This window comes from Paracoccus chinensis, from assembly GCF_900102885.1.
GTDB lineage: Bacteria > Pseudomonadota > Alphaproteobacteria > Rhodobacterales > Rhodobacteraceae > Paracoccus > Paracoccus chinensis.
Map to the genome: position 1 here is coordinate 25,665 of NZ_FNGE01000012.1, position 20,072 is coordinate 45,736.

The 20,072-nt window shown below is 68.8% G+C and carries 19 protein-coding genes; 9 read left to right on the top strand and 10 right to left on the bottom strand.

All coding sequences use genetic code 11. The annotated features are described in order from the left end of the window. Nucleotides 1-23: 23 nt before the first annotated feature. On the top strand, nt 24-2,261 hold the full coding sequence (gene ptsP, locus BLQ03_RS12610) for a phosphoenolpyruvate--protein phosphotransferase (RefSeq protein ID WP_090756750.1): 2,238 nt from the start codon (nt 24-26) through the stop codon (nt 2,259-2,261). Here the strand turns inward: ptsP and BLQ03_RS12615 are convergent. Beyond that, nucleotides 2,258-3,199, bottom strand: coding sequence for a zinc ABC transporter substrate-binding protein (locus BLQ03_RS12615; protein ID WP_342672022.1), 942 nt, complete (start codon nt 3,197-3,199; stop codon nt 2,258-2,260). The two genes, ptsP and BLQ03_RS12615, sit on opposite strands and share 4 nt — an antisense overlap. Before the next feature lie 79 nt (nt 3,200-3,278). Between BLQ03_RS12615 and BLQ03_RS12620 the strand changes: the two genes are divergently transcribed. The 7 genes from BLQ03_RS12620 to BLQ03_RS12650 all read left to right on the top strand — a co-directional run bounded on the left by BLQ03_RS12620 (nt 3,279) and on the right by BLQ03_RS12650 (nt 8,958). Further along, on the top strand, nt 3,279-3,734 hold the full coding sequence (locus BLQ03_RS12620) for a transcriptional repressor (protein ID WP_245688891.1): 456 nt from the start codon (nt 3,279-3,281) through the stop codon (nt 3,732-3,734). After that, entirely contained in the window at nt 3,716-4,495 is a 780-nt protein-coding gene (locus BLQ03_RS12625; RefSeq protein ID WP_090756659.1) for an ATP-binding cassette domain-containing protein, read from the top strand. The genes BLQ03_RS12620 and BLQ03_RS12625 overlap by 19 nt, the downstream gene beginning before the upstream one ends. After that, nucleotides 4,495-5,292, top strand: coding sequence for a metal ABC transporter permease (locus tag BLQ03_RS12630; RefSeq protein ID WP_090756661.1), 798 nt, complete (start codon nt 4,495-4,497; stop codon nt 5,290-5,292). The genes BLQ03_RS12625 and BLQ03_RS12630 overlap by 1 nt, the downstream gene beginning before the upstream one ends. 66 nt (nt 5,293-5,358) lie before the next feature. Continuing rightward, the gene (locus tag BLQ03_RS12635; protein ID WP_090756663.1) at nt 5,359-6,369 is read left to right on the top strand and encodes a GAF domain-containing protein; all 1,011 of its coding nucleotides are present in this window, start codon (nt 5,359-5,361) and stop codon (nt 6,367-6,369) included. 76 nt (nt 6,370-6,445) lie between these two features. Beyond that, nucleotides 6,446-7,972, top strand: a complete 1,527-nt coding sequence (adh, locus tag BLQ03_RS12640; RefSeq protein WP_090756665.1) for an aldehyde dehydrogenase — start codon at nt 6,446-6,448, stop codon at nt 7,970-7,972. 141 nt (nt 7,973-8,113) lie between these two features. Next, complete coding sequence (locus BLQ03_RS12645) at nt 8,114-8,482, top strand: DUF4440 domain-containing protein (protein ID WP_090756751.1); 369 nt, start codon at nt 8,114-8,116, stop codon at nt 8,480-8,482. Continuing rightward, a complete protein-coding gene (locus BLQ03_RS12650) occupies nt 8,479-8,958 on the top strand; it encodes a pyridoxamine 5'-phosphate oxidase family protein (protein ID WP_090756667.1) in 480 nt (159 codons plus the stop codon). Before BLQ03_RS12645 ends, BLQ03_RS12650 begins: the two co-directional genes overlap by 4 nt. Nucleotides 8,959-8,977: 19 nt before the next feature. Here BLQ03_RS12650 and BLQ03_RS12655 read toward each other — a convergent pair whose 3' ends face one another. The 5 genes from BLQ03_RS12655 to BLQ03_RS12675 all read right to left on the bottom strand — a co-directional run bounded on the left by BLQ03_RS12655 (nt 8,978) and on the right by BLQ03_RS12675 (nt 14,360). Further along, nucleotides 8,978-10,255 (bottom strand): solute carrier family 23 protein, encoded by a 1,278-nt coding sequence (locus BLQ03_RS12655; protein WP_090756669.1) that lies wholly within the window; start codon nt 10,253-10,255, stop codon nt 8,978-8,980. A gap of 206 nt (nt 10,256-10,461) precedes the next feature. After that, entirely contained in the window at nt 10,462-11,232 is a 771-nt protein-coding gene (locus tag BLQ03_RS12660; protein ID WP_090756672.1) for a MetQ/NlpA family ABC transporter substrate-binding protein, read from the bottom strand. A 16-nt stretch (nt 11,233-11,248) separates the two neighbouring features. Beyond that, nucleotides 11,249-11,923 (bottom strand): methionine ABC transporter permease, encoded by a 675-nt coding sequence (locus BLQ03_RS12665; protein ID WP_090756674.1) that lies wholly within the window; start codon nt 11,921-11,923, stop codon nt 11,249-11,251. Then, nucleotides 11,913-12,959 (bottom strand): methionine ABC transporter ATP-binding protein, encoded by a 1,047-nt coding sequence (locus BLQ03_RS12670; protein ID WP_090756676.1) that lies wholly within the window; start codon nt 12,957-12,959, stop codon nt 11,913-11,915. Before BLQ03_RS12670 ends, BLQ03_RS12665 begins: the two co-directional genes overlap by 11 nt. Before the next feature lie 282 nt (nt 12,960-13,241). Continuing rightward, a complete protein-coding gene (locus tag BLQ03_RS12675; protein ID WP_090756678.1) occupies nt 13,242-14,360 on the bottom strand; it encodes an NADH:flavin oxidoreductase/NADH oxidase in 1,119 nt (372 codons plus the stop codon). A 146-nt stretch (nt 14,361-14,506) separates the two neighbouring features. Between BLQ03_RS12675 and BLQ03_RS12680 the strand changes: the two genes are divergently transcribed. Next, complete coding sequence (locus tag BLQ03_RS12680) at nt 14,507-15,346, top strand: hypothetical protein (RefSeq protein ID WP_090756680.1); 840 nt, start codon at nt 14,507-14,509, stop codon at nt 15,344-15,346. Between the two features lie 7 nt (nt 15,347-15,353). Here BLQ03_RS12680 and BLQ03_RS12685 read toward each other — a convergent pair whose 3' ends face one another. The 4 genes from BLQ03_RS12685 to BLQ03_RS12700 all read right to left on the bottom strand — a co-directional run bounded on the left by BLQ03_RS12685 (nt 15,354) and on the right by BLQ03_RS12700 (nt 19,971). Beyond that, complete coding sequence (locus BLQ03_RS12685) at nt 15,354-16,325, bottom strand: TRAP transporter substrate-binding protein (protein ID WP_090756681.1); 972 nt, start codon at nt 16,323-16,325, stop codon at nt 15,354-15,356. A gap of 24 nt (nt 16,326-16,349) precedes the next feature. After that, complete coding sequence (locus BLQ03_RS12690) at nt 16,350-17,621, bottom strand: TRAP transporter large permease (protein WP_090756683.1); 1,272 nt, start codon at nt 17,619-17,621, stop codon at nt 16,350-16,352. After that, entirely contained in the window at nt 17,618-18,217 is a 600-nt protein-coding gene (locus tag BLQ03_RS12695; RefSeq protein WP_175558864.1) for a TRAP transporter small permease, read from the bottom strand. Before BLQ03_RS12695 ends, BLQ03_RS12690 begins: the two co-directional genes overlap by 4 nt. Nucleotides 18,218-18,471: 254 nt before the next feature. Next, the gene (locus BLQ03_RS12700; protein ID WP_090756687.1) at nt 18,472-19,971 is read right to left on the bottom strand and encodes a catalase; all 1,500 of its coding nucleotides are present in this window, start codon (nt 19,969-19,971) and stop codon (nt 18,472-18,474) included. Between the last annotated feature and the right edge of the window lie 101 nt (nt 19,972-20,072).

A 20,072-nucleotide genomic window follows, 5' to 3' on the forward strand; every position in this document is an offset into this window, starting at 1 on the left:
TCGCGGAAAGGAACGCGCCGACCATGCCCGAGCGGACGGACAGCGAATCGCGGAAGCTGCTGAAGCGGCTGCGTGACACGCTGGCTGCCCCCGGCGACGGACAGGCGCGGCTGGACAGCATCACCCATCACATCGCGGATTCGATGGGGACGCAGGTCTGCTCGATCTACCTGTTCCGCGATCCCGACACGTTGGAGCTCTGCGCGACCGAGGGGCTGCGCCGGCAGGCCGTGCACCAGACCCGGCTGCGGCTGGGCGAGGGGCTGGTCGGCCGCGTGGCCCGCACCGGGCGCGCGATCAACACGGCGAACGCGCCGTCCGAGCCCGGCTTCCGCTACATGCCCGAAACTGGCGAGGAGATCTTCCCTTCGTTCCTGGGCGTGCCGATCCAGAGGGTCGGGGAAAAGCTGGGGGTGCTGGTCGTGCAGTCCCGCGACGCGCGCCAGTATTCCGAGGACGAGATCTACGGACTTGAGGTCGTGGCGATGGTGCTGGCCGAAATGGCCGAGCTTGGGGCCTTCCTGGGCAACGACGCCCAGCTTTCGGCGCATCGCCTGCCGGCCGTCTTTCGCGGCGTGACGGGACAGGAGGGCGCGGCCGAAGGACAGGTCTGGCTGCACGAGCCGCGCGTCGTCATCACCAACCCCGTGGCCGACGACCCCGAAAAGGAACGCGCGCGCCTGGGCGAGGCGGTCGCCATGCTGCGCCAGACCGTGGACGAGATGGTCACGGCCGCCGACCTCACGGGGGGCGACGGCGAAGGCGTGCTGGAAACCTACCGGATGTTCACCCGCTCGCGCAGCTGGCTGCGCCGGATGGAGGAGGACATCGATCTCGGGCTGTCCGCTGAGGCCGCGGTGGAAAAGGAACAGTCCCATGCCCGCGCCAAGCTGGAGGCCACGGCCGACCCCTATCTGCGCGACCGACTGCACGATCTGGACGATCTGTCGAACCGCCTTTTGCGCATCCTGACGGGACAGGGGCAGGACACCGGCCTTGCCATGCCCCCGAATCCGATCCTGGTCGCCCGCAACATCGGCCCGGCCGAACTGCTGGAATACGGGCGGGGCCTGCGCGGCGTCGTGCTGGAGGAAGGCTCGGTCGGCAGCCATGCGGCGATCGTCGCGCGCTCGCTGTCGATCCCGCTGGTGATCCATGCCGCGCGCATCACGGACGAGGCGCTGAACGGCGACCCGATCCTTGTTGATGGCGACACGGGCGTCGTCCACCTGCGCCCCGAGGATACCGTCGCCGCCGCCTTCCGCGACAAGATCGCCATGCAGGCCGAGGCACAGAAGCGTTACGCGGGCCTGCGCGACCTGCCCGCCACCGCGACCTGCGGCACCACCGTCCGGCTGCTGATGAACGCGGGGCTGATGGCCGACCTGCCCAGCCTCGAAGGCTCGGGCGCCGAGGGGGTGGGGCTCTTCCGCACCGAGCTGCAGTTCCTGATCCGCACCCGCGTGCCCAAGCGCAGCGAACTGGCCGCGCTGTATCGCCGCGTCATGGACAACGCGCGCGGCAAGCCCGTGACCTTCCGCACGCTGGACATCGGTTCCGACAAGGTCCTGCCCTACATGAAGCGCATCGACGAGCCGAACCCGGCGATGGGCTGGCGCGCGATCCGCGTGGGGCTGGAAAAGCGCGGCGTGTTGCAGATGCAGCTCCAGGCCCTGATCCGCGCGGCCGAGGGGCGCGACCTGCATGTCATGTTCCCCTTCATCGCCGATTGCGACGAATATTACGAAGGCCGCGCCATGCTGCTGGCGCAGCTGGAGCGCGAAGCCGCGATGGGCCATGTCCCGCCGACCAGCCTGCGCATCGGCGCCATGCTGGAAACGCCGTCGCTGGCCTTCGCGCCCGATGCCTTCTTCCGCCAATGCGACTTCATTTCCATCGGCGGCAACGATCTCAAGCAGTTCTTCTTCGCCGCCGATCGGGAAAACGAACGGGTCCGCAAGCGCTATGACACGCTGTCGGTGCCCTTCCTGAACCTGGTCGAGATGATCGTGAACCGCTGCGCCGCGCTGGACGTGCCGCTCAGCTTCTGCGGCGAGGACGCGGGCCGGCCAGTCGAGGCGGCCGTGATGGCCGCGCTGGGGCTGAAGACCCTGTCGATGCGGCCGGCCTCGATCGGACCGGTCAAGGCGTTGCTGCGCCGCACCGACCTGCGGGCCCTGCGCGCGCTGATCGAGAACGAGCGCGCAGGCGGCACGACAAACATGCGCCCCGCGGTGACCCGCTTCCTGGCCGAAGGCTAGTTGCAGGAAGTCAGCGCGGCGCCGACGGACCGGATCAGTTCGGGATACATGTCCGGCCCCAGCGGAATCGCCGAGCCCGCCGGATCGACGACGGCCGTCTTGAGGTCATGGCCGTCGAAGACCGTGCGCACCAGGTCGAGGTCGAACTGCGGCTCGGTCAGCGCGCAGGTGACGTCCAGCGCCTCGACCCGCTCGCGCAGCTCGGAAATGCGGGCGGGCCCGGGCGGCGAGGCGTGGCTGAGCGCGATGGCCCCCGCGGCGTTCAGGCCGAAGCGGTGTTCGAAATACTGGTAGGCGTCGTGGAAGACGATGAAGTGCAGGTCCTGCACCGAGGCCAGCGCGGCGCGCGTGTCGGCCATCGCCCGGTCGATCTCGGCCGTCCCGGCCGTGGCATTGGCGCTGTAGTCGGCCGCGTGTTCGGGGTCGAGGTCGGACAGGGCCCTGGCGATCAGGGGCAGCCAGATCTTGCCGTTCTCGGGATCAAGCCAGGCATGGGGATCGATCGCCGCATGGCCGTGATCATGATCGTGATCGTGGTCGTCCTCGCCGGTGCCGGGATGGTGATCGCCGTGGTCCCGGTGCGGCTCGAAGGTCGCGCCGGTGCGTGCAGCCAGGGTGATCGTGCCCGGCTGTTCCAGCAGGTGCAGGCGCTTGGCCCCCTGCGCCAGCGAGGTCAGCGGGCGGTCCATCCAGGGCGACAGCTGCGGCCCGATCTTGATGACGATCTGCGCGTCCCGCAGCTTGCCGGCATCCGACGGCTTCAGCGCGTAGAAATGCGGCGAGGCGCCCGCCGGGATCAGCAGCTCGGGTTCGCCCACGCCTTTCATCACGCGCGAGACCAGCGAATGGACGGCGGCGATATCGGTCACGACGCGGGGCGGCTCGGCCCAGGCGGGCAGGGCGACGGAAGCCAAGGCCACGGCAAGAAGGGATCGCAACAATTCTTCGGCTCCGCTCTGGATCAAGCCGGATCGTTATAATATAACGTATCAAGCGTCAACGATGAGAGGGGCGGCCATGCATGACCACGCCCACTGCATCGCCAGGGCCCTGGCCCATGTCGATGCGACCTGCGCCGAGGATGGCCTGCAGATGACACCGGTGCGCCGCCGCGTCCTGCAGATCCTGCTGGAAGGCCACCGCGCCCTTGGCGCCTACGAGATTCTGGACCGGCTGCGCGCCGAGGGCCTGGGCAGCCAGCCTCCGGTCGTCTATCGGGCGCTGGACTTCCTGATCCGCGCGGGCTTCGCCCATCGGATCGAGACATTGAACGCCTTTGTCGCCTGCACCGAGGACACGCCCGGCCATGCGCCGGCCTTCCTGATCTGCCGCCAGTGCCGGCGCGTGATCGAGACGCCGGCCGAGCCCGCGGGCGGGCAGCTCAGACGCGCGGCCGAGGGCGCGGGCTTCTCGATCGAAAGCGCCGTCCGCGAGGCCGAGGGGCTTTGCGCCGAATGCCGGGCTGCCGCGTGACGGGCGGGGGCGCACCGCTGGTGACGCTTGCGGGCGTGTCGGTCGCGTTGGGCGGTCAGTCCATCCTGTCGGGTATCGACCTGTCGATCCGGCGGGGCGAGATCGTGACGGTCGTGGGGCCGAACGGTTCTGGCAAGACCACGCTGATGCGCACGATCATTGGCGCGGTCGCCCCCACGGCGGGCCGGATCACGCGGGCGCCGGGGCTGCGGCTCAGCTACGTGCCGCAGCGGCTGGCGATCGACCCGACCATGCCCATGACCCTTGCGCGCTTCATGAACCTGCCGCGCCGCCGCGATGCGGCCGTGGTCGCCGCCGCGCTGGAGCGGGCGGGGCTGGCGGGGTTGCAAGCCCGGCCGCTTGCGGCGCTGTCCGGCGGGCAGATGCAGCGGGCGCTTCTGGCCCGCGCGCTGCTGAACGACCCGGACCTGCTGATCCTCGACGAGGGCACGGCCGGGCTCGACCAGCCGGGCATCGCCTCGTTCTACGAGCGGATCGAGCAGGTGAACCGCGACACCGGCTGCGCCGTGCTGATGGTCAGCCACGATCTGCAGGTGGTGATGCGCGCCTCGGACCACGTCATCTGCCTGAACGGCCATATCTGCTGCGAAGGCACGCCCGAAACCGTCTCGCTCTCCCCGGCCTACCTCGGGTTGTTCGGCGGCGCGGGCGGGGCGCTTGCGCTTTATCGCCACCACCACACCCACAGCCATGACGACGGCCAGCCCTGCGCGGGCCACACCCACGAGGACGCCGCCTGATGCTGGACGACTTCATGCTGCGCGCGGCCTTGGGCGCGATCGGCCTTGCGCTGGCCTGCGCGCCCTTGGGCTGCTTCGTCGTCTGGCGGCGCATGGCCTATTACGGCGATGCGACGGCCCATGCGGCGCTGCTGGGGGTGGCGCTGTCGCTGGCCCTGGCCCTGCCACTGTTCCCGGCAGTGATTGTCGTGGCACTGGCGATGGCCGCAGTCGTGGCAGGGCTCGCGGGGCGGCAGTCCGTGGACACGATGCTGGGGGTGCTGTCGCACGGGGCGCTGGCGGCCGGGATGGTCGCGGTCAGCTTCGTGCAGGGTGTGCGGACGGACCTTTCCGCCTATCTGTTCGGGGACATCCTGTCGGTGTCGGCACTGGACCTCGGCCTGATCTGGGGCGGGGCGGGGCTGGTCGCGGCGCTGATCGCCTGGCGCTGGTCCGCGCTGCTGCTGTCCACCCTGTCGCCCGAGATGGCCGTCGCCGACGGCATCCGTCCCCGGACCGAGCAATGGGTGCTGAACATCGCGCTGGCCCTGGTCGTCGCGGCCGGCATCCGCATCGTCGGCGCGCTGCTGGTCAGCGCCATGCTGATCATCCCCGCCGCCGCCGCCCGGCCGCTGGCACGCTCGCCCGAGGCGATGGTCGCCGCGACCGCCCTGATCGGCTCGGCCGCCGGGGTGCTGGGCCTTGGCGCGGCCTTCCGGCTGGACACGCCCACCGGCCCCACCATCGTCTGCGCGGCCGTGGCGATCTTCGCCGCCGTGACGACGCTGGGCCTGACCGTCCGGCGGCGTCCCGCCTGATTCCGATTTTTCCGTGACGCTACGTTCTCTTGCGCGCCTATACTGCACGCAGGGAGAGGTCGAATCATGGAGACACGCCATCACGCCGACCGCGTGATCGAGCGGACCCACGCGTCCAATGACCTGACGCCGCTGACGGCAAGCTGGCGGCGCTCGGCGCTGCGGCATGGGCTGGACCCGGCGCAACCCATCCGCGCGCGCAGGCTGACGGCGGCGGAACTCGCTGCCCGGCGCGAGGCGATGGGTCCGTTCCTGTCGGTCGCGGCGCAGCCGGTGGACGAGCTTTACCGCGTCGTCAGCGGATCGGGCTGCGCGGTGCTGCTGACGGACGCGGACGGCATCCTGCTGGACCGCCGCGCCTCGGCCGCCGATGCGCCGGTCTTCGACGCCTGGGCGCTGGCGCCCGGCGCCGACTGGTCCGAGGCCGCGCAGGGCACGAACGGCGTCGGCACCTGCCTGGCGGAAGGGCGCGGGGTCATCATCCACCGCGATCAGCATTTCCTGTCCGCCAACACGGGGATGAGCTGCATCGACGCCCCGATCCATGGTCCCGAGGGCCAGATCATCGCGGCACTGGACGTGTCCAGCGCGCGGGCCGACGCAACGGAAGGGATGAACGCGCTAATCGCCGCCATGGTGGGCCAGTCCGCCCGCGCCATCGAGGCCGCCTGGTTCCGCGCGGCCTTCCCCGGCGCCCGCATCGTGGTGGCAGGCGAGGGGGTCGAGGCGCTGGTCGCCGTGGATCGCGACGACCTCGCGATCGGCGCGACCCGCGCCGCGCGCCGCGCGCTGGGGCTGCCGAAGACCGGCGCCTTGAAGCCGCGCCCGCTGTCCGACCTTCTGGCCGAGTCGCTGGACCGCGAGGCCGGGACCGGCGGGTTCGACCGCGCCGAGCGTGCCGCCGTGATCCGGGCGCTGGCCCGCACGGACGGCAACGTGACCGCTGCCGCCCGCGCCCTGGGCGTGGGCCGGGCCACGCTTTACCGGCGGATGAGCCGGCTGGGGATCGCGCCAGTTCAGGGGCCGCGTCCCGGAAGTGAGACAGTCGGGCGGGGCGATGTCGGCCGCGTGAGTTGACCGGCTTCGCCCGACTTCGCACGATGTTGCCGTCCGGAAACGAGGAGCCGGGCGGAATTCCTGGGGAGGAGACACCATGCCCAACGACCAGACGCATGAATTCAAGGGCGTCAGCGCCATGCCCTTCGCGGCGCGCTATGACAACTTCATCGGCGGCAAGTGGGTTGCGCCGAACGCGGGCCGCTACTTCGACAACACGACGCCGATCACCGGCGCGAAGATGAGCGAGATCGCGCGGTCGGACGAAACCGACATCAACCTCGCGCTGGACGCGGCCCATGCCGCCGCCGATGCCTGGGGCCGCACCAGCCCGCAGGAACGCTCGCGGGTCCTGCTGAACATCGCCGACCGGATGGAGGCGAACCTCGAACTGCTCGCCACCGCCGAGACCTGGGACAACGGCAAGCCCATCCGCGAGACGATGGCCGCCGACATCCCGCTGTCGATCGACCACTTCCGCTATTTCGCGGGCGTGCTGCGCGCGCAGGAAGGCTCGCTGTCCCAGATCGACGACAACACGGTCGCCTACCACTTCCACGAGCCGCTGGGTGTCGTGGGCCAGATCATCCCGTGGAACTTCCCGATCACGATGGCCTCGTGGAAGCTGGCGCCCGCGCTGGCGGCCGGGAACTGCGTGGTGCTGAAGCCCGCGGAACAGACCCCGGGCAGCATCATGGTGCTGATGGACCTGATCGCGGACCTGCTGCCGCCGGGCGTGCTGAACGTCGTCAACGGCTTCGGGCTGGAAGCCGGCAAGCCGCTGGCCTCGTCCAAGCGGATCGCCAAGATCGCCTTCACCGGCGAGACCTCGACCGGCCGGCTGATCATGCAATACGCCGCCGAGAACCTGATCCCGGTGACGCTGGAGCTGGGCGGCAAGTCGCCCAACGTCTTCTTCGCCGATGTCGCGCGCGAGGATGACGACTTCCTCGACAAGGCGCTGGAAGGCTTCGCCATGTTCGCGCTGAACCAGGGCGAGGTCTGCACCTGCCCGTCTCGCGCGCTGGTCCAGGAATCGATCTACGAGCGGTTCATGGAAAAGGCCGTGAAGCGCGTCGAGGCGATCAAGCAGGGCGACCCGCGCGCAAACGACACCATGATCGGCGCGCAGGCGTCGAAGGAGCAGCACGACAAGATCCGCTCGTACTTCGACATCGGCCGGGGCGAGGGCGCCGAGGTGCTGACCGGGGGCGACGTGGCCGACCTCGGGGGGGAACTCTCCTCGGGCTACTACATCAAGCCGACGATCTTCTCCGGCAACAACAAGATGCGGATCTTCCAGGAGGAGATCTTCGGACCCGTGGTGTCGGTCACGACCTTCAAGGACGAGGCCGAGGCGCTGGAGATCGCCAACGACACGCTCTACGGCCTCGGCGCGGGCGTGTGGAGCCGCGACGCGAACACCTGCTATCGCATGGGCCGCGGCATCAAGGCGGGGCGCGTGTGGGTGAACAACTACCATGCCTATCCGGCCCACGCGGCCTTCGGCGGCTACAAGCAATCGGGCATCGGGCGCGAGACGCACAAGATGATGCTGGACCACTACCAGCAGACCAAGAACATGCTGGTCAGCTACTCGCCCTCGAAGCTGGGCTTCTTCTGAGAACCCTGAGTTCGTGAAACCACGGGCCCGTCGCAGCGATGCGGCGGGCCCTTTCGCCTGGCGTGCGGCAGGACGCGATCGTCACGGAACGCCCGGCCTCCGGCGCAGTTGTCTGGAAGCAGTGCATCCGGAGAAATGGCGATGGACGACGAACGCGTATGGAAGTTCGAGGAAAGCCTGTGGCGCGCCAGCGAGGAACGCTATCATGAGCGGGTCGATCCCGACTGCGTGATGGCGCTGAGCCGGGAGCCCTGGCTGTTCACCGGCAATGACGCCGTCGAGGCGGTCAGCCACACCCCCGCCTGGGAACAGGTTTCCTTTTCGCGGCAGGACGTGCGCCGACCGCAGGAAGGGCTGATCGCCATCGCCTATCACGTGGCCGTGGCCAAGGGCGACACGCGGTTTTCGGCCGCCTGCACCTCGGTCTATCGCCGCCGGGCGCATGATGACTGGACCGTCGTCCAGCACACCCAGATCGCCCTTGATCCCCAGCAGGAGAACGCAAGATGACCGACGACGCCAAGATCGAGGCCCGCTTCTGGAAGTCCCTCGCCGCAGAACGCGTGATGATGCTGGGCGTAGACGGGGTCGAGGACGGCTTCGCCCGTCCGATGATTGTCCAGATCGACGAGGAGCGCTCGCCCCTGTGGTTCTTCACCTCGAGCGAGAACCATATCGTCGAGGCGCTGTCCCAAGGGCGCCGCGCCATCGCGACCTTCGCCGACAAGGGCGAGCTTTACGCCTCGATCCAAGGCAGCCTCAGCCTGTCGCAGGACCGCGCCATGATCGACAAGCTTTGGAATCCCCAGGTCGCCGCCTGGTACGAGGAGGGCAAGGACGATCCCAAGCTGCGGCTGCTGCGCTTTGACGCGGAACGGGCCGAGATCTGGCTGGACGGGTCGAGCCTTGTCGCCGGGATCAAGTCGCTGCTGGGGGTGGACCCCAAGCAGGACTACAAGGACGACAAGGCCACCGTGTCGCTTTGATGCACAGGGGGCGGGCCGCTCAGGCCCGCCGCCCGATCCCCAGGATCTGGTACAGGATCAGCGCCGCCAGCGTGGCCGTGCCGATCCCTCCGATGGCGAAGCCGCCGACCGAGAACGAGAAGTCGCCCGACCCGAAGATCAGCGTCACGCCGACCGTGAACAGGTTCCGCGGGTCCGAGAAATCGACCTTGTTGTCCACCCACAGCCGGATCATCGCCGCCGCGATCAGGCCGAAGACCGCCACCCCGAGGCCGCCCAGCACCGGTGCCGGGATCGTGCGCAGCAGCGCCCCGAACTTGGGCGAGAAGCCGAGTGCAATGGCGATGAAGGCCGCGATGACGAAGACCAGCGTGGAAAACACCTTGGTCACGGCCATGACGCCCATGTTTTCCACATAGGTCGTGACGCCCGTGCCGCCGCCCGCGCCCGACACCATCGTGGCGATGCCGTCGCCGATGAAGCCGCGCCCGATATAGGGGTCCATGTTCTGCCCGGTCATCCCGCCGATGGCCTTGATGTGGCCCAGGTTCTCGGCCACCAGGATCAGCGCGACCGGGGCGATCAGCAGCATGGCCGAGGCCTCGAAGGTCGGGCTGTGGAAGGCGGGGGTTCCGAACCACGGTGCGGACGCCAGTTCCGTGAAGTTGATGGCGGGCAGAAGCCCGAGGCCGTTGCCCAGCACCAGCACCGCCCCATAGCCGACCGCGATCCCCAGCAGGATCGAGACGCGCCGCAGCGCAAGCCGCCCATAGGTGGAAAACAGCGCGACCGACAGCAGCGTCAGCAGCGCGACGCCCGTATGCGCGCCCGTCCCCTGGATGCCCTGCACGCCCACCGATGCGAGGTTCAGGCCGATGGCCGCCCCGATGGCGCCGGTCACGGCCGGGGGCATCAGGCGCTCGATCCAGCCCGTGCCGGTCGCCATGACCATGAGACCGATCAGCGTATAAAGCGCGCCTGCCGCGATGATCCCGCCCAACGCCGGGCCGATGTTGAGGTTGGGCCCGCTGCCCGCATATCCGCTGGCCGCGATCACCACCGCGATGAAGGCGAAGGACGAGCCGAGGTAGCTCGGCACCCGCCCCCCGGTGCAGAGAAAGAAGATCAGCGTCCCGATGCCGGAGAACAGGATCGCGAGGTTCGGGTCGAAGCCCATCAGCAGCGGCGCGAGTATGGTCGAGCCGGACATCGCCACCAGGTGCTGCACCCCCATGGGGATCGCGGTCCCCCAGGGCAGTCGCTCATCCGGCAGGACGACCGCATTGCGCGTCACCGGCCAACGGGGAAAATAGCTCATTCTTCTGGTCCATCCTGGGTGCGGCGCCGTCCCCGCCTGCGTCCTCGCGCCTGTTTACAGCGCACCGGGACGGTCAGGGAGCCTGCGGCGTCATGCACCGGCACCTGCGCCCGCGCAAGGCCACCGGACCAAAGGAGAAGGGGGCTATCGCAGGGATGCCCTCCTTGAAGGCAGACGGCCCGCCGGGGTGGCGGGCCGTGGGGCAATCACCAGGCGGGGATGACCGCGCCTTCGTATTTCGTCTCGATGTAGTTCTTGATCTCGGGCGAGTGATAGACCTCGACCAGCGTCTTGACCCAAGGCTGCTCCTCGTCGCCCTTGCGGACGGCGATCACGTTCGCATAGGGGCTGTCGGCCTTTTCCATAGCGATAGAGTCCTCGCGCGGGCTGATCCCGGCGGCCAGTGCGAAGTTCGTGTTGATGACGGCGGCATCGGCGTCTTCCAGCGCGCGGGGCAGCTGGGCCGCGTCAAGCTCGCGGAACTTCAGGTTCTTGGGATTCTCGGTGATGTCCAGCACCGTGGGCACCAGCCCGGCGTCGGGGTTCACCTTGATGACGCCCTCGTCGGCCAGCACCAGCAGCGCGCGGCCGCCGTTGGTCGGGTCGTTCGGGATGGCGACATTGGCGCCCTCGGGCAGTTCGTCCAGAGACTTTAGCTTGCTGGAATAGACGCCCATCGGGGTGGTGATGGTCTTGGCGACGACCACCAGGTCGAAGCCCCGGTCCTTGATCTGGTTTTCCAGGAAGGGCACGTGCTGGAAGCTGTTGGCGTTCAGGTCGCCGTCGGCCAGCGCCGTGTTCGGCACGACATAGTCCGAGAACTCGACCACGTCGATGTTCAGGCCTTTCGCGGCGGCCAGCGGAACGATCTGTTCCATGATCTCGGCGTGTTCGCCGGGGGTGACGCCGACCTTGATGTCCTCGGCACCGGCCATTCCGGCGCTCAGCGCCAGCGCGGCAGCGATCAGTCGCAGCATGGGTTGCTCCTTGAGATTAAAGTCCACGGTCCTTGGCGGCGCGGTGGTCCAGCCTGCGGGCGATCCATTCGCCGAAGGACTGCACCGCCTGCACCAGAACGATCAGGATGACGACCACCGCCAGCATCACGTCCGGCATGAAGCGCTGGTAGCCGTAGCGGATGCCGAGATCGCCCAGCCCCTCGCCGCCGACCGCGCCGACCATGGCCGAATAGCCGATCAGGCTGACGATGGCGAGCGTCAGGCCCAGCACGATCCCTGGCAGCGCCTCGGGCAGCAGTACCTTGGTGATGATCTGGCCGGGGGTGGCGCCCATGGCGCGGGCGGCCTCGATCAGCCCGCCCTCGACCTCGCGGATCGCGGTTTCCACGATCCGGGCGATGAAGGGGGCGGCAGCCAGGGTCAGGGGCACGATGGCCGCCGTGGTGCCGATGGACGTGCCCGCGATCATGCGGGTGAAAGGGATGATCGCCACCACGAGGATGATGAAGGGGATCGACCGCAGCGCGTTCACCACCAGCCCCAGCGCGGCGTTGACGGCGGGCGCGGACAGAAGCTCGCCCCGCTTCGAGGTCGCCAGGAACACGCCCAGCGGCAGGCCCAGAACCGTGCCGATCAGGCCCGAGACGACGACCATGTAGATCGTCTGCAGCGTCGCTTCCCAGAGGATGGGGATCAGGTTAGCCGACATGGCCCAGCACCTCCGTCCGCAGGTCGTGGGCGTGCAGGTATTCCTGCGCGCGGGGCAGCGCGTCGGCGGGCACCTGCACGGTCAGGTTGCCGAAGGGGCGACCGTCGATCTCCTCGATGGAACCGCCAAGGATGCTGGCGTCGATGCCGAGTTCCGCACCAAGGCGCGACAGCACCGGATGGGTGGCGCTGTCGCCGGCGAAGGTGATCCGCAGGATGGCAGGCCCATCGCCGCCGGGCACGATCCGGCGGGCAATGAAGCCGGGCAGCACCGTCCCGGTCACGCCCGACAGGAAGCTGCGGGTGACGGGGTCCTGCGGATTGGCGAAGATGTCGTAGGTTTCGCCGGTCTCGACGATGCGGCCCGCTTCCATCACCGCGACATGGTGGCAGATGTCGCGGACCACCGCCATCTCGTGCGTGATCAGCAGGATCGTCAGGCCAAGCTCGCGGTTGATGTCGCGCAGCAGCGCAAGGACCGCCTGCGTCGTCTCGGGGTCGAGCGCGCTGGTCGCCTCGTCCGACAGCAGGACCTTGGGCTCGGTGGCAAGCGCGCGCGCGATGCCCACGCGCTGCTTCTGCCCGCCCGACAACTGGGCCGGATAGCGGTCGGCCAGCGCGCCGAGGCCCACGAGGTCGATCAGGCGGGCAACACGGCGGTCGATCTCGGGGCGTGCGACGCCCGCGATCTCCAGCGGCAGGGCCACGTTGCCGCGCACGGTGCGGTTCGCGAGCAGGTTGAAGTGCTGGAAGATCATGCCGACGTCGCGGCGCAGGCTCCGCAACTCGCGCCCGCGCGCGGTGGTCACGTCGCGGCCCAGCACCTCGACCCGGCCAGCCGAGGCGCGCTCCAGCCCGTTGACCAGCCGCAGCAGCGTGGACTTGCCCGCGCCGGACCGGCCGATGACGCCCGTGATCCCGCCCGCCTGCACGTCCAGGCTGACGCGGTCCAGCGCGGCGACCGCGCCCCCGCGCTGGGGCCAGGTCTTGCTGACCTCGCGGAAGGTGATGGCGGCGTGGGACGGAGTGGTATCCATGGGCGGTGAGGTATCGGGACTGACCGCAGGCTTCAATGGCCGCAGGCGCGGCGAGGGGCGAAAAGGACGCCGTTCGCCATGCCCTGAAGGCAGGACGGAACGCCGTGCCTGCCGTGCCGGCAAATTCCCTGAACTTTCCGCAATCGCCACAAGGCGCAGAAGTTCCTTCCGCCCGGATCAGCCGCCCTGTCATTCCTGCGGACGATTTTCCGCAACACCTCCGGCCGGCTGCCATTGCCACAAGTCATCCTGCCCCGGAGTTCCGGGGCAGGGGGAACATGCTCAACTTTCCGCGCTGCCTTCCAGATCGAACAGCGAGCGGTACTGGCGCGGCTGCGAACGCAGGTACTGCTCGGGCGCACGGACCCTTGCCCCCAGATGGGCCGCCGCGTGCCAGGGCCAGCGGGGATCGTAAAGGATCGTGCGGGCCAGACCGATCATGTCTGCGTCGCCCGTGCCGATGATGGCCTCGGCCTGTTCGTAGTCGGTGATGAGACCAACGGCGACGACCGGCATCTTCACCGCCTGCTTGACCGCGCGGGCCAGCGGCACCTGGTAGTTCGGACCGACGGGGATCTGCTGGCGCGGGTCCAGCCCGCCGCTGGAGACATGGATCGCGTCACAGCCCCGCGCTTCCAAGGCCTGCGCCAGCGCGACGGTCTGCTCGATGTCCCAGCCGCCCTCGACCCAATCCGTGCCCGAGACGCGGACCGACACGGGGCGGTCCGCCGGGAAAGCCTCGCGGACGGCGTCGAAGACTTCCAGCGTCAGGCGCATCCGGTTTTCGAGGCTGCCGCCGTATTCGTCCGTGCGCCGGTTCGACAAGGGCGACAGGAACTGGTGCAGCAGATAGCCATGGGCCGCGTGGATCTGCACAGCCTCGATGTCCAGCCGTCCTGCCCGGCGCGCGGCGTCGGCGAAGGCGGTGCGGACCCGCTCGATCCCCGCGCGGTCCAGCACCGTGGGCGGGTTCTCGCCATCGGCAAAAGGCGCCGCGCTGGCCGACACGGTCTGCCAGCCGTTCGCGTGATCGGGCGCGATCTGGCGGCCGCCTTTCCACGGCAGGTCGGTCGAGGCCTTGCGCCCGGCATGGGCCAGCTGGATCGCGATGGGCATGTCGGACCAGCGCCGCACGCTTTCCAGCGTTCGCGCCATGGCCTGCTCGGTCTCGTCGGACCACAGTCCCACGTCGCCATAGGTGATGCGGCCCTCGGGCTCGACCGCCGTGGCCTCGATCGTCAGCAGCCCCGCGCCGGACAGGGCAAGGTGGCCCAGATGGATCAGGTGCCAGTCGGTCATGCAGCCGTCCTGCGCCGAGTAGGTGCACATCGGCGCGATCACGATGCGGTTGGACAGCTTGAGCTTGCCCACGGTCAGGGGGCTGAACAGGCGGGATGTCATGCGGCGGTTTCCTTCTTTGCTTTGGCAACAGCGTTGGGCCCGGATCGTTCCTTCTGCAAGCCTGCATGGCAGGGCTGCGGCTGGTGCAGTTGTTCCACGATCAGTTCGCACTATGTTCCCGCGTCATGGATGGATCCCCCGCACATATGACCTGGGCCGCGCAGGAGGCCTCGGGGTCGCCGCTGCTGGCCGGCTTCGAATGCGGCCGCCTGCACTGGAACGGCCACGACCTGCTTCACTCGACCGGCCACCTGCCCGACGGCCGGATGCAGCACCATTATGCCACCGCCGTGGCCGAGGGCGCGGCGGGCGCGCGCGACGGCCTGTCCTGGCGCCACGACGTCGTGGAACGTGTCCGTGCCGTGCCGGACGGCTTTCCGGTAATCTGGGACTTCGCGCATTTCGACCTGCCGCCGCGTCCGGCGCAGCACGCGCTGGCCTGCGCCATGGCGCTGCCGCCGAATTCCTGGGCCATCGCCGTCAACGAGCCCTCGGTCGGTCGCCGGGTGTCGGGCGTCATCCGGTCCCGCGCGGTCAAGGCGGCGCTGCGGATGATGACCACGGTGGCGATGCTGCCGGACCGGCCGCGCTTCGCGACCTGCGACCCCTTCCATCACCTGCATCCCGAGGTCTTCCGCGCCACCGATCAGCTGGTCGCCAGCGGCCTGATCGAGATGGTGGGCATCAACTACTACCCCCACCACGCCATCGAGCCGCTGCACCATGTCCTGCGCGTCGTGGCCGACCGCTGGCGACTGCCCGTGATGATCACCGAAACCGGCTGGCACGACGGGCTGCACGCGGCGCACCGGCGCTTTCCCCATATCCACGATCGCTGGGGCTGGCTGGCCCATGTCCGGGCCGAGGTGGAACGCTCGGGTGTGCCGGTCGCGGGGATCTGCTGGTATCCTTGGCTCGACATGCCCGACTGGGGCGACCCGCACCGCGGCCGCTGGCCCTGCGGCTGGCCGGGCCGGCAGGCCTGAACCCGCCTCAATCCTGCGGGGTCAGCGAGGCAGCCTCCTGCAGCAGCCCCTCGAACAGGGGGGACTTGGCCTTCCACTGATCGTGATAGGCCTCGATGGCGGGACCGAACCAGGCGCGGTTCACCTTGACCACGGGAACGCCGGTGCCCTGCAGATGGGCCAGGAACTCCTGCTCCAGCCCCGCGTAGGCCTCGACGATATGGGCGGTCTCGGCGGCGAATTCCTCGGCGATGATGGCCTGGTCCCCGGGCGCAATCTGCGCCCATTTCCGTCCCGAGGCCGCCGCCAGCATCGGGAACATCCCGTGGTCCGAGTTCAGGATCATGCCCGCGTTGGCATAATAGTTGCTGTTCCAGGTGCCTTCGAGGTCGATCTGCATCCCGTCGATCTGCCCGGTGGCGAATGCGTCATAAACCGCAGGCAGCGGCATCGGCGTCGGTACGGCCTTGAGCCCGGTCCAGAGGGCCAGTTCCGGCGCATAGGGCAGGGTGCGGATCTTCTTGCCCGAAAGCTCCGCCGCCGTCCCGACCTTGTCGCGCAGCACGACCTGCCGCATCCCTGACAGCGCCCAGCCCAGGCCCTTCAGCCCGAAGGCGGGCAGCTTTTCGTCCAGCGCGGCGGTCGTCTGTCCTTCCAGAAGGCGCCCGGCCGTGGGGATGTCGGGCACCAGGTAGGGCGCGGCCAGGATGCCGAAATCGTTGTCGCGGTTGGCCAACTCGCCCATCGTCAGAAAGGCGAAATCCAGTGCCCCCGTCTGCATCTGCTGCAGGATCTGCGCCTCTGGCCCCAGCTGGCCTGATGGGAACAGCAGGATGTTCACCCGGCCTTCCGTGCGGTCCTTGATGCGCCCGGCCATCTCGGTCGCGCTTTTCGCCCATTGGTGGGACGGAGGCACGATCATCGACATGCGGTAATCGGCGGCCTGCGCAGCCCCGGTCAGCAGCGCGAGGGCGGCCCCGAAAAGGACGGAAATCTTCATGCAATGCTCCGGGTGATGCGCCCCTCACAGCCAGCGCGCCAGCGCCAGCGTGATCTCGGGCCAGACGATGATCAGAAGGATGACAAGGAAGGCCACGGCCAGGAAGGGGACCAGCAGGGCGGCAAGGCGCTCGGCCCGGACCCTAGTCAGCAGGGATGCGGTGAACAGCCCCGTGCCCACCGGCGGCGTCACCAGCCCCAGCGTGAGGTTCAGGCACAGCACGATCCCGAAGTGGATCGGGTCGAGCCCATAGACCCCCGTCGCCACCGGCAGGAACACCGGCACGATCAGGATGATCGCGGGGATCGGGTCCATGACCATGCCGACGCCCAGCAGCAGCAGGTTCAGCAGCAGCAGGAACAGGACGGGAGAATCCGTCAGCCCGCTGAGCCAGGCGGCGACGGCGGCGGGGACATTGGCGAAGGTGATGACCCAGGCGAAGACCTGGGCGGAGGCGATCAGGAACAGCACCACCGCCGCGCCCCGCCCGGCGCTGACCAGCGCGGGCCAGATGTCGGCGACCGTCATCTCGCGATAGACAAACAGCCCGATCAGGATCGCGAGCAGGCTGGCAACGACGGCCGATTCCGTCGGCGTCGCGAAGCCGCCCAGGATCGAGACGATGATCGACAGCGGGATCAGCGCGGCGGGCAGGGCCTCGACGACGGCGCGCAGGCGTTCGGCCCGGGTCATGCGGGGCGTGCGCGGAAAATCCCGGCGCTGGGCCATCCAGCCGATCAGCCCGCAGAAGCCCAGGAAGATCAGGACGCCGGGCAGGATGCCGGCCACGAACATCTCTCCGATCGGCACCTGGGCGATCACGCCGTAGATGATGAACAGCATCGAGGGCGGGATGATCGGCGCCAGCAGCCCGCCCGCGGCCGTGATCGCGGCCGAGACGTCGCGAGGATAGCCTGCCTTCTCCATCTCGGGCACTGCGAGCCGCGCCATGATGGTGATCTGCGCCACGGTCGACCCCAGGATCGAGGCCATCATCATGTTCGCGCCCAGGTTCACATAGGCCAGCCCCCCGCGCAGCTGCGGCAAGGCCGCCAGCGCAAGCGCCATCAGCCGCCGCCCGATGCCGCCTGCGTTCATGAACTCGCCCAGCAGGATGAACAGCGGCAGCGCGAGCATCCCGTAGTTTTCCAGCCCCCCGAACATCTGCTGGGGATAGGACTGCAGCAGCACCAGGTTGCCCGAGACGGCGATGTAGATCAGCGCCACCGCCGCCAGCGCCAGCGAGATCGGCAGCCCCGCCAGCAGCAGGCCCAGGAAGGACAGCCCCACCGTCATCGCGCGTCCCCTTCTCGCAGGCGGCGGATGTCACGTTTCAGCGCCGCCAGCGCATGGACGCATGACAGCAGCGCGAAGACCGGCATGACCATCCAGAACCACAGCTTGGACAGGCCCAGCGTCAGCGTACGCTCCTGGTAGATGAAGTTGTAGCTTTCCAGCGAATAGGCCTGCAGCGATTGCGCTCCGAAGGCCCGCACCGGGTCGAACCAGCGCCAGCAGAGCCAGGCGAGAGTGACGAAGAAGCCCAGAACGACCAAGTCCACGCAGATCGCAAGCGGCGCCCGCAGGGGGGCGGGCAGGGCGCCCGGCAGCAGCGTCACCGCCATGTGCTGACCCCGCGCCAGCGCCGCCGCCGCCCCCAGGAAGGCCGCGCAGGCCATCAGCAGGACGGCAGCCTCGTCGGCCCAGATCAGCGGCGCGCCCAGCGCCCGCAGGGCCACGTTCACGGCCAGGATGGCGAAGATGGCGGCGATCAGGAAGGCCGTCGCCTGTTCCTCGACCAGGGCAAGCCGCCGGTCCAGCCGCGCGAGCGTCGTCGCGGGTACGGGGCCGGCCCGAAGGCCGGGGGCGGCAAGGCTGTTCGTCTCGTTCACAGGTGCTCTCTTAAGCAGGAAGCCTGGGGATCGGTTTGCCTGGGCATCGCCTGGGTACGAGTTCTGCCGCGCGCAACGGCAGGACGCTCATGTTGCGTCTTGGCGGATGTCTCCAGCGCCTTCAAGCCGCAGCCCTCGGGATCGGGCGGCCGGGAGGGCAGGAGGCAGTAGCCGCTCAAGGGAACAGGCGCGAGGATGCCTCGCGCCTGCCGGTGATCGGACGCGGACCCGGGGGCCCGCGTCATGAAGGAGGCTCAGCCTTCGCCCATGCCCTCGGCGGGCTGGGGCGCGGCGCCGGCGCGGACCTTTTCCTCGATCCGCGCGCCGATGCCGGCGTCGATCGACTTCCAGTAGTCGAAGGCGCGGCTGAGGACCGGCTCGCGCACGCCGCCCGACAGGCTGCCCGCGACGGTGTTGACCAGGGCCTCACGCTCGGCCTCGCTGAAGACCTCGCGCACCATGGTGCCGGGCTGGCTGAAGTCGTCGTCGCCCGGGCGCAGCGTGTAGGCGCTGCGGACCATGTCGCCGTCGGCCTGCCAGCCGTTGTCCACGCGGCCCTGCTCGTCCGACCAGGGGCGGTTCGCGCTGTTCGGGGCATAGACCGGGGCCGAGCCGGTGTGCAGGTACTCCATCGGGCCGCCGAACATGTAGGTGTTCACCGGCACCTTCGGCCGGTTCACCGGCAGCTGGTGGAAGTTCGCGCCGATGCGGTTCCGCTGCGCGTCGTTATAGGCGAAGGCGCGGCCCTGCAGCATCTTGTCGGGCGACAGGCCGATGCCCGGAACGGTGTTGCCCGGCGAGAAGGCGGCCTGCTCGATCTGGGCATGGAAGTTTTCCGGGTTCCGGTTCAGCGTCATCCGGCCGACCTTGATCAGCGGGTAATCCGCATGCGGCCAGACCTTGGTCAGGTCGAAGGGGTTGATGCGGTAGGTCTTGGCGTCCTCATAGGGCATGACCTGGACCGACATCTCCCACGACGGGAAGTCGCCCTTGGCGATGGCGTCGAACAGGTCGCGGCGGTGGAAGTCGGCATCACGGCCGGACATGAGCGAGGCTTCCTCGTCCGTGAAGAACTTCATGCCCTGGTTGGTGTGGAAGTGGTACTTCACCCAGAAGCGGTCGCCGTCCTCGTTCACCCACATGTAGGTGTGCGAGCCATAGCCGTTCATGTGCCGCCAGGTGCGGGGCAGGCCGCGCGGGCCCAGCAGGTAGGTGACCTGGTGCGCGCTTTCCGGGTTCAGCGTCCAGAAGTCCCACTGCATGTGGTTGTCGCGCAGACCGCTGTCGGGCAGGCGCTTCTGGCTGCGAATGAAATGCGGGAACTTCATCGGGTCGCGCACGAAGAAGATCGGCGTGTTGTTCCCGACGAGGTCATAGTTGCCCTCGGAGGTGTAGAACTTCAGCGAGAAGCCGCGGACGTCGCGCCAGGTGTCGGGGCTGCCCTGCTCGCCGGCGACGGTGGAAAAGCGGGCCAGCATCTCGGTCTGCGCGCCCTTCTGGAACAGCGCGGCCTTGGTGAAGCGCGACACGTCCTCGGTCGTCTCGAAGGTGCCGAAGGCGCCCGAGCCCTTGGCGTGGGGCTGGCGCTCGATGGTCTTTTCCCGGTTGAAATGGGCCATCTGCTCGAGGAAATGCACGTCGCTCAGCACGATGGGGCCATCGGCGCCGACGCTCAGGCTGAAGCGGTCGCTGACGGCGGGCGCGCCCGTGGACATGGTCGAGGGGAACTTCGGCTTATCGGAATGATCCGACATGATTATCCTTTCCTTCCTTGGTTGGCGCGCACCCTTACAGGGTACGCTCTGCCTTGAAAATGATTGCGCGCCCGTAACGTGACGGGACCCGCGGCGGCGGC

What these genes read in the sequence shown, in the direction of transcription:
- BLQ03_RS12650 (WP_090756667.1), top strand. Translation starts at nt 8,479, where the DNA reads ATGACCGACGACGCCAAGATCGAGGCCCGCTTCTGGAAGTCCCTCGCC.
- BLQ03_RS12685 (WP_090756681.1), bottom strand. Translation starts at nt 16,325, where the DNA reads ATGAAGATTTCCGTCCTTTTCGGGGCCGCCCTCGCGCTGCTGACCGGG.
- BLQ03_RS12645 (WP_090756751.1), top strand. Translation starts at nt 8,114, where the DNA reads ATGGACGACGAACGCGTATGGAAGTTCGAGGAAAGCCTGTGGCGCGCC.
- BLQ03_RS12675 (WP_090756678.1), bottom strand. Translation starts at nt 14,360, where the DNA reads ATGACATCCCGCCTGTTCAGCCCCCTGACCGTGGGCAAGCTCAAGCTG.
- BLQ03_RS12680 (WP_090756680.1), top strand. Translation starts at nt 14,507, where the DNA reads ATGACCTGGGCCGCGCAGGAGGCCTCGGGGTCGCCGCTGCTGGCCGGC.
- BLQ03_RS12620 (WP_245688891.1), top strand. Translation starts at nt 3,279, where the DNA reads ATGCATGACCACGCCCACTGCATCGCCAGGGCCCTGGCCCATGTCGAT.
- BLQ03_RS12655 (WP_090756669.1), bottom strand. Translation starts at nt 10,255, where the DNA reads ATGAGCTATTTTCCCCGTTGGCCGGTGACGCGCAATGCGGTCGTCCTG.
- ptsP (WP_090756750.1), top strand. Translation starts at nt 24, where the DNA reads ATGCCCGAGCGGACGGACAGCGAATCGCGGAAGCTGCTGAAGCGGCTG.
- adh (WP_090756665.1), top strand. Translation starts at nt 6,446, where the DNA reads ATGCCCAACGACCAGACGCATGAATTCAAGGGCGTCAGCGCCATGCCC.
- BLQ03_RS12630 (WP_090756661.1), top strand. Translation starts at nt 4,495, where the DNA reads ATGCTGGACGACTTCATGCTGCGCGCGGCCTTGGGCGCGATCGGCCTT.
- BLQ03_RS12625 (WP_090756659.1), top strand. Translation starts at nt 3,716, where the DNA reads ATGCCGGGCTGCCGCGTGACGGGCGGGGGCGCACCGCTGGTGACGCTT.
- BLQ03_RS12665 (WP_090756674.1), bottom strand. Translation starts at nt 11,923, where the DNA reads ATGTCGGCTAACCTGATCCCCATCCTCTGGGAAGCGACGCTGCAGACG.
- BLQ03_RS12700 (WP_090756687.1), bottom strand. Translation starts at nt 19,971, where the DNA reads ATGTCGGATCATTCCGATAAGCCGAAGTTCCCCTCGACCATGTCCACG.
- BLQ03_RS12660 (WP_090756672.1), bottom strand. Translation starts at nt 11,232, where the DNA reads ATGCTGCGACTGATCGCTGCCGCGCTGGCGCTGAGCGCCGGAATGGCC.
- BLQ03_RS12670 (WP_090756676.1), bottom strand. Translation starts at nt 12,959, where the DNA reads ATGGATACCACTCCGTCCCACGCCGCCATCACCTTCCGCGAGGTCAGC.
- BLQ03_RS12635 (WP_090756663.1), top strand. Translation starts at nt 5,359, where the DNA reads ATGGAGACACGCCATCACGCCGACCGCGTGATCGAGCGGACCCACGCG.
- BLQ03_RS12690 (WP_090756683.1), bottom strand. Translation starts at nt 17,621, where the DNA reads ATGACGGTGGGGCTGTCCTTCCTGGGCCTGCTGCTGGCGGGGCTGCCG.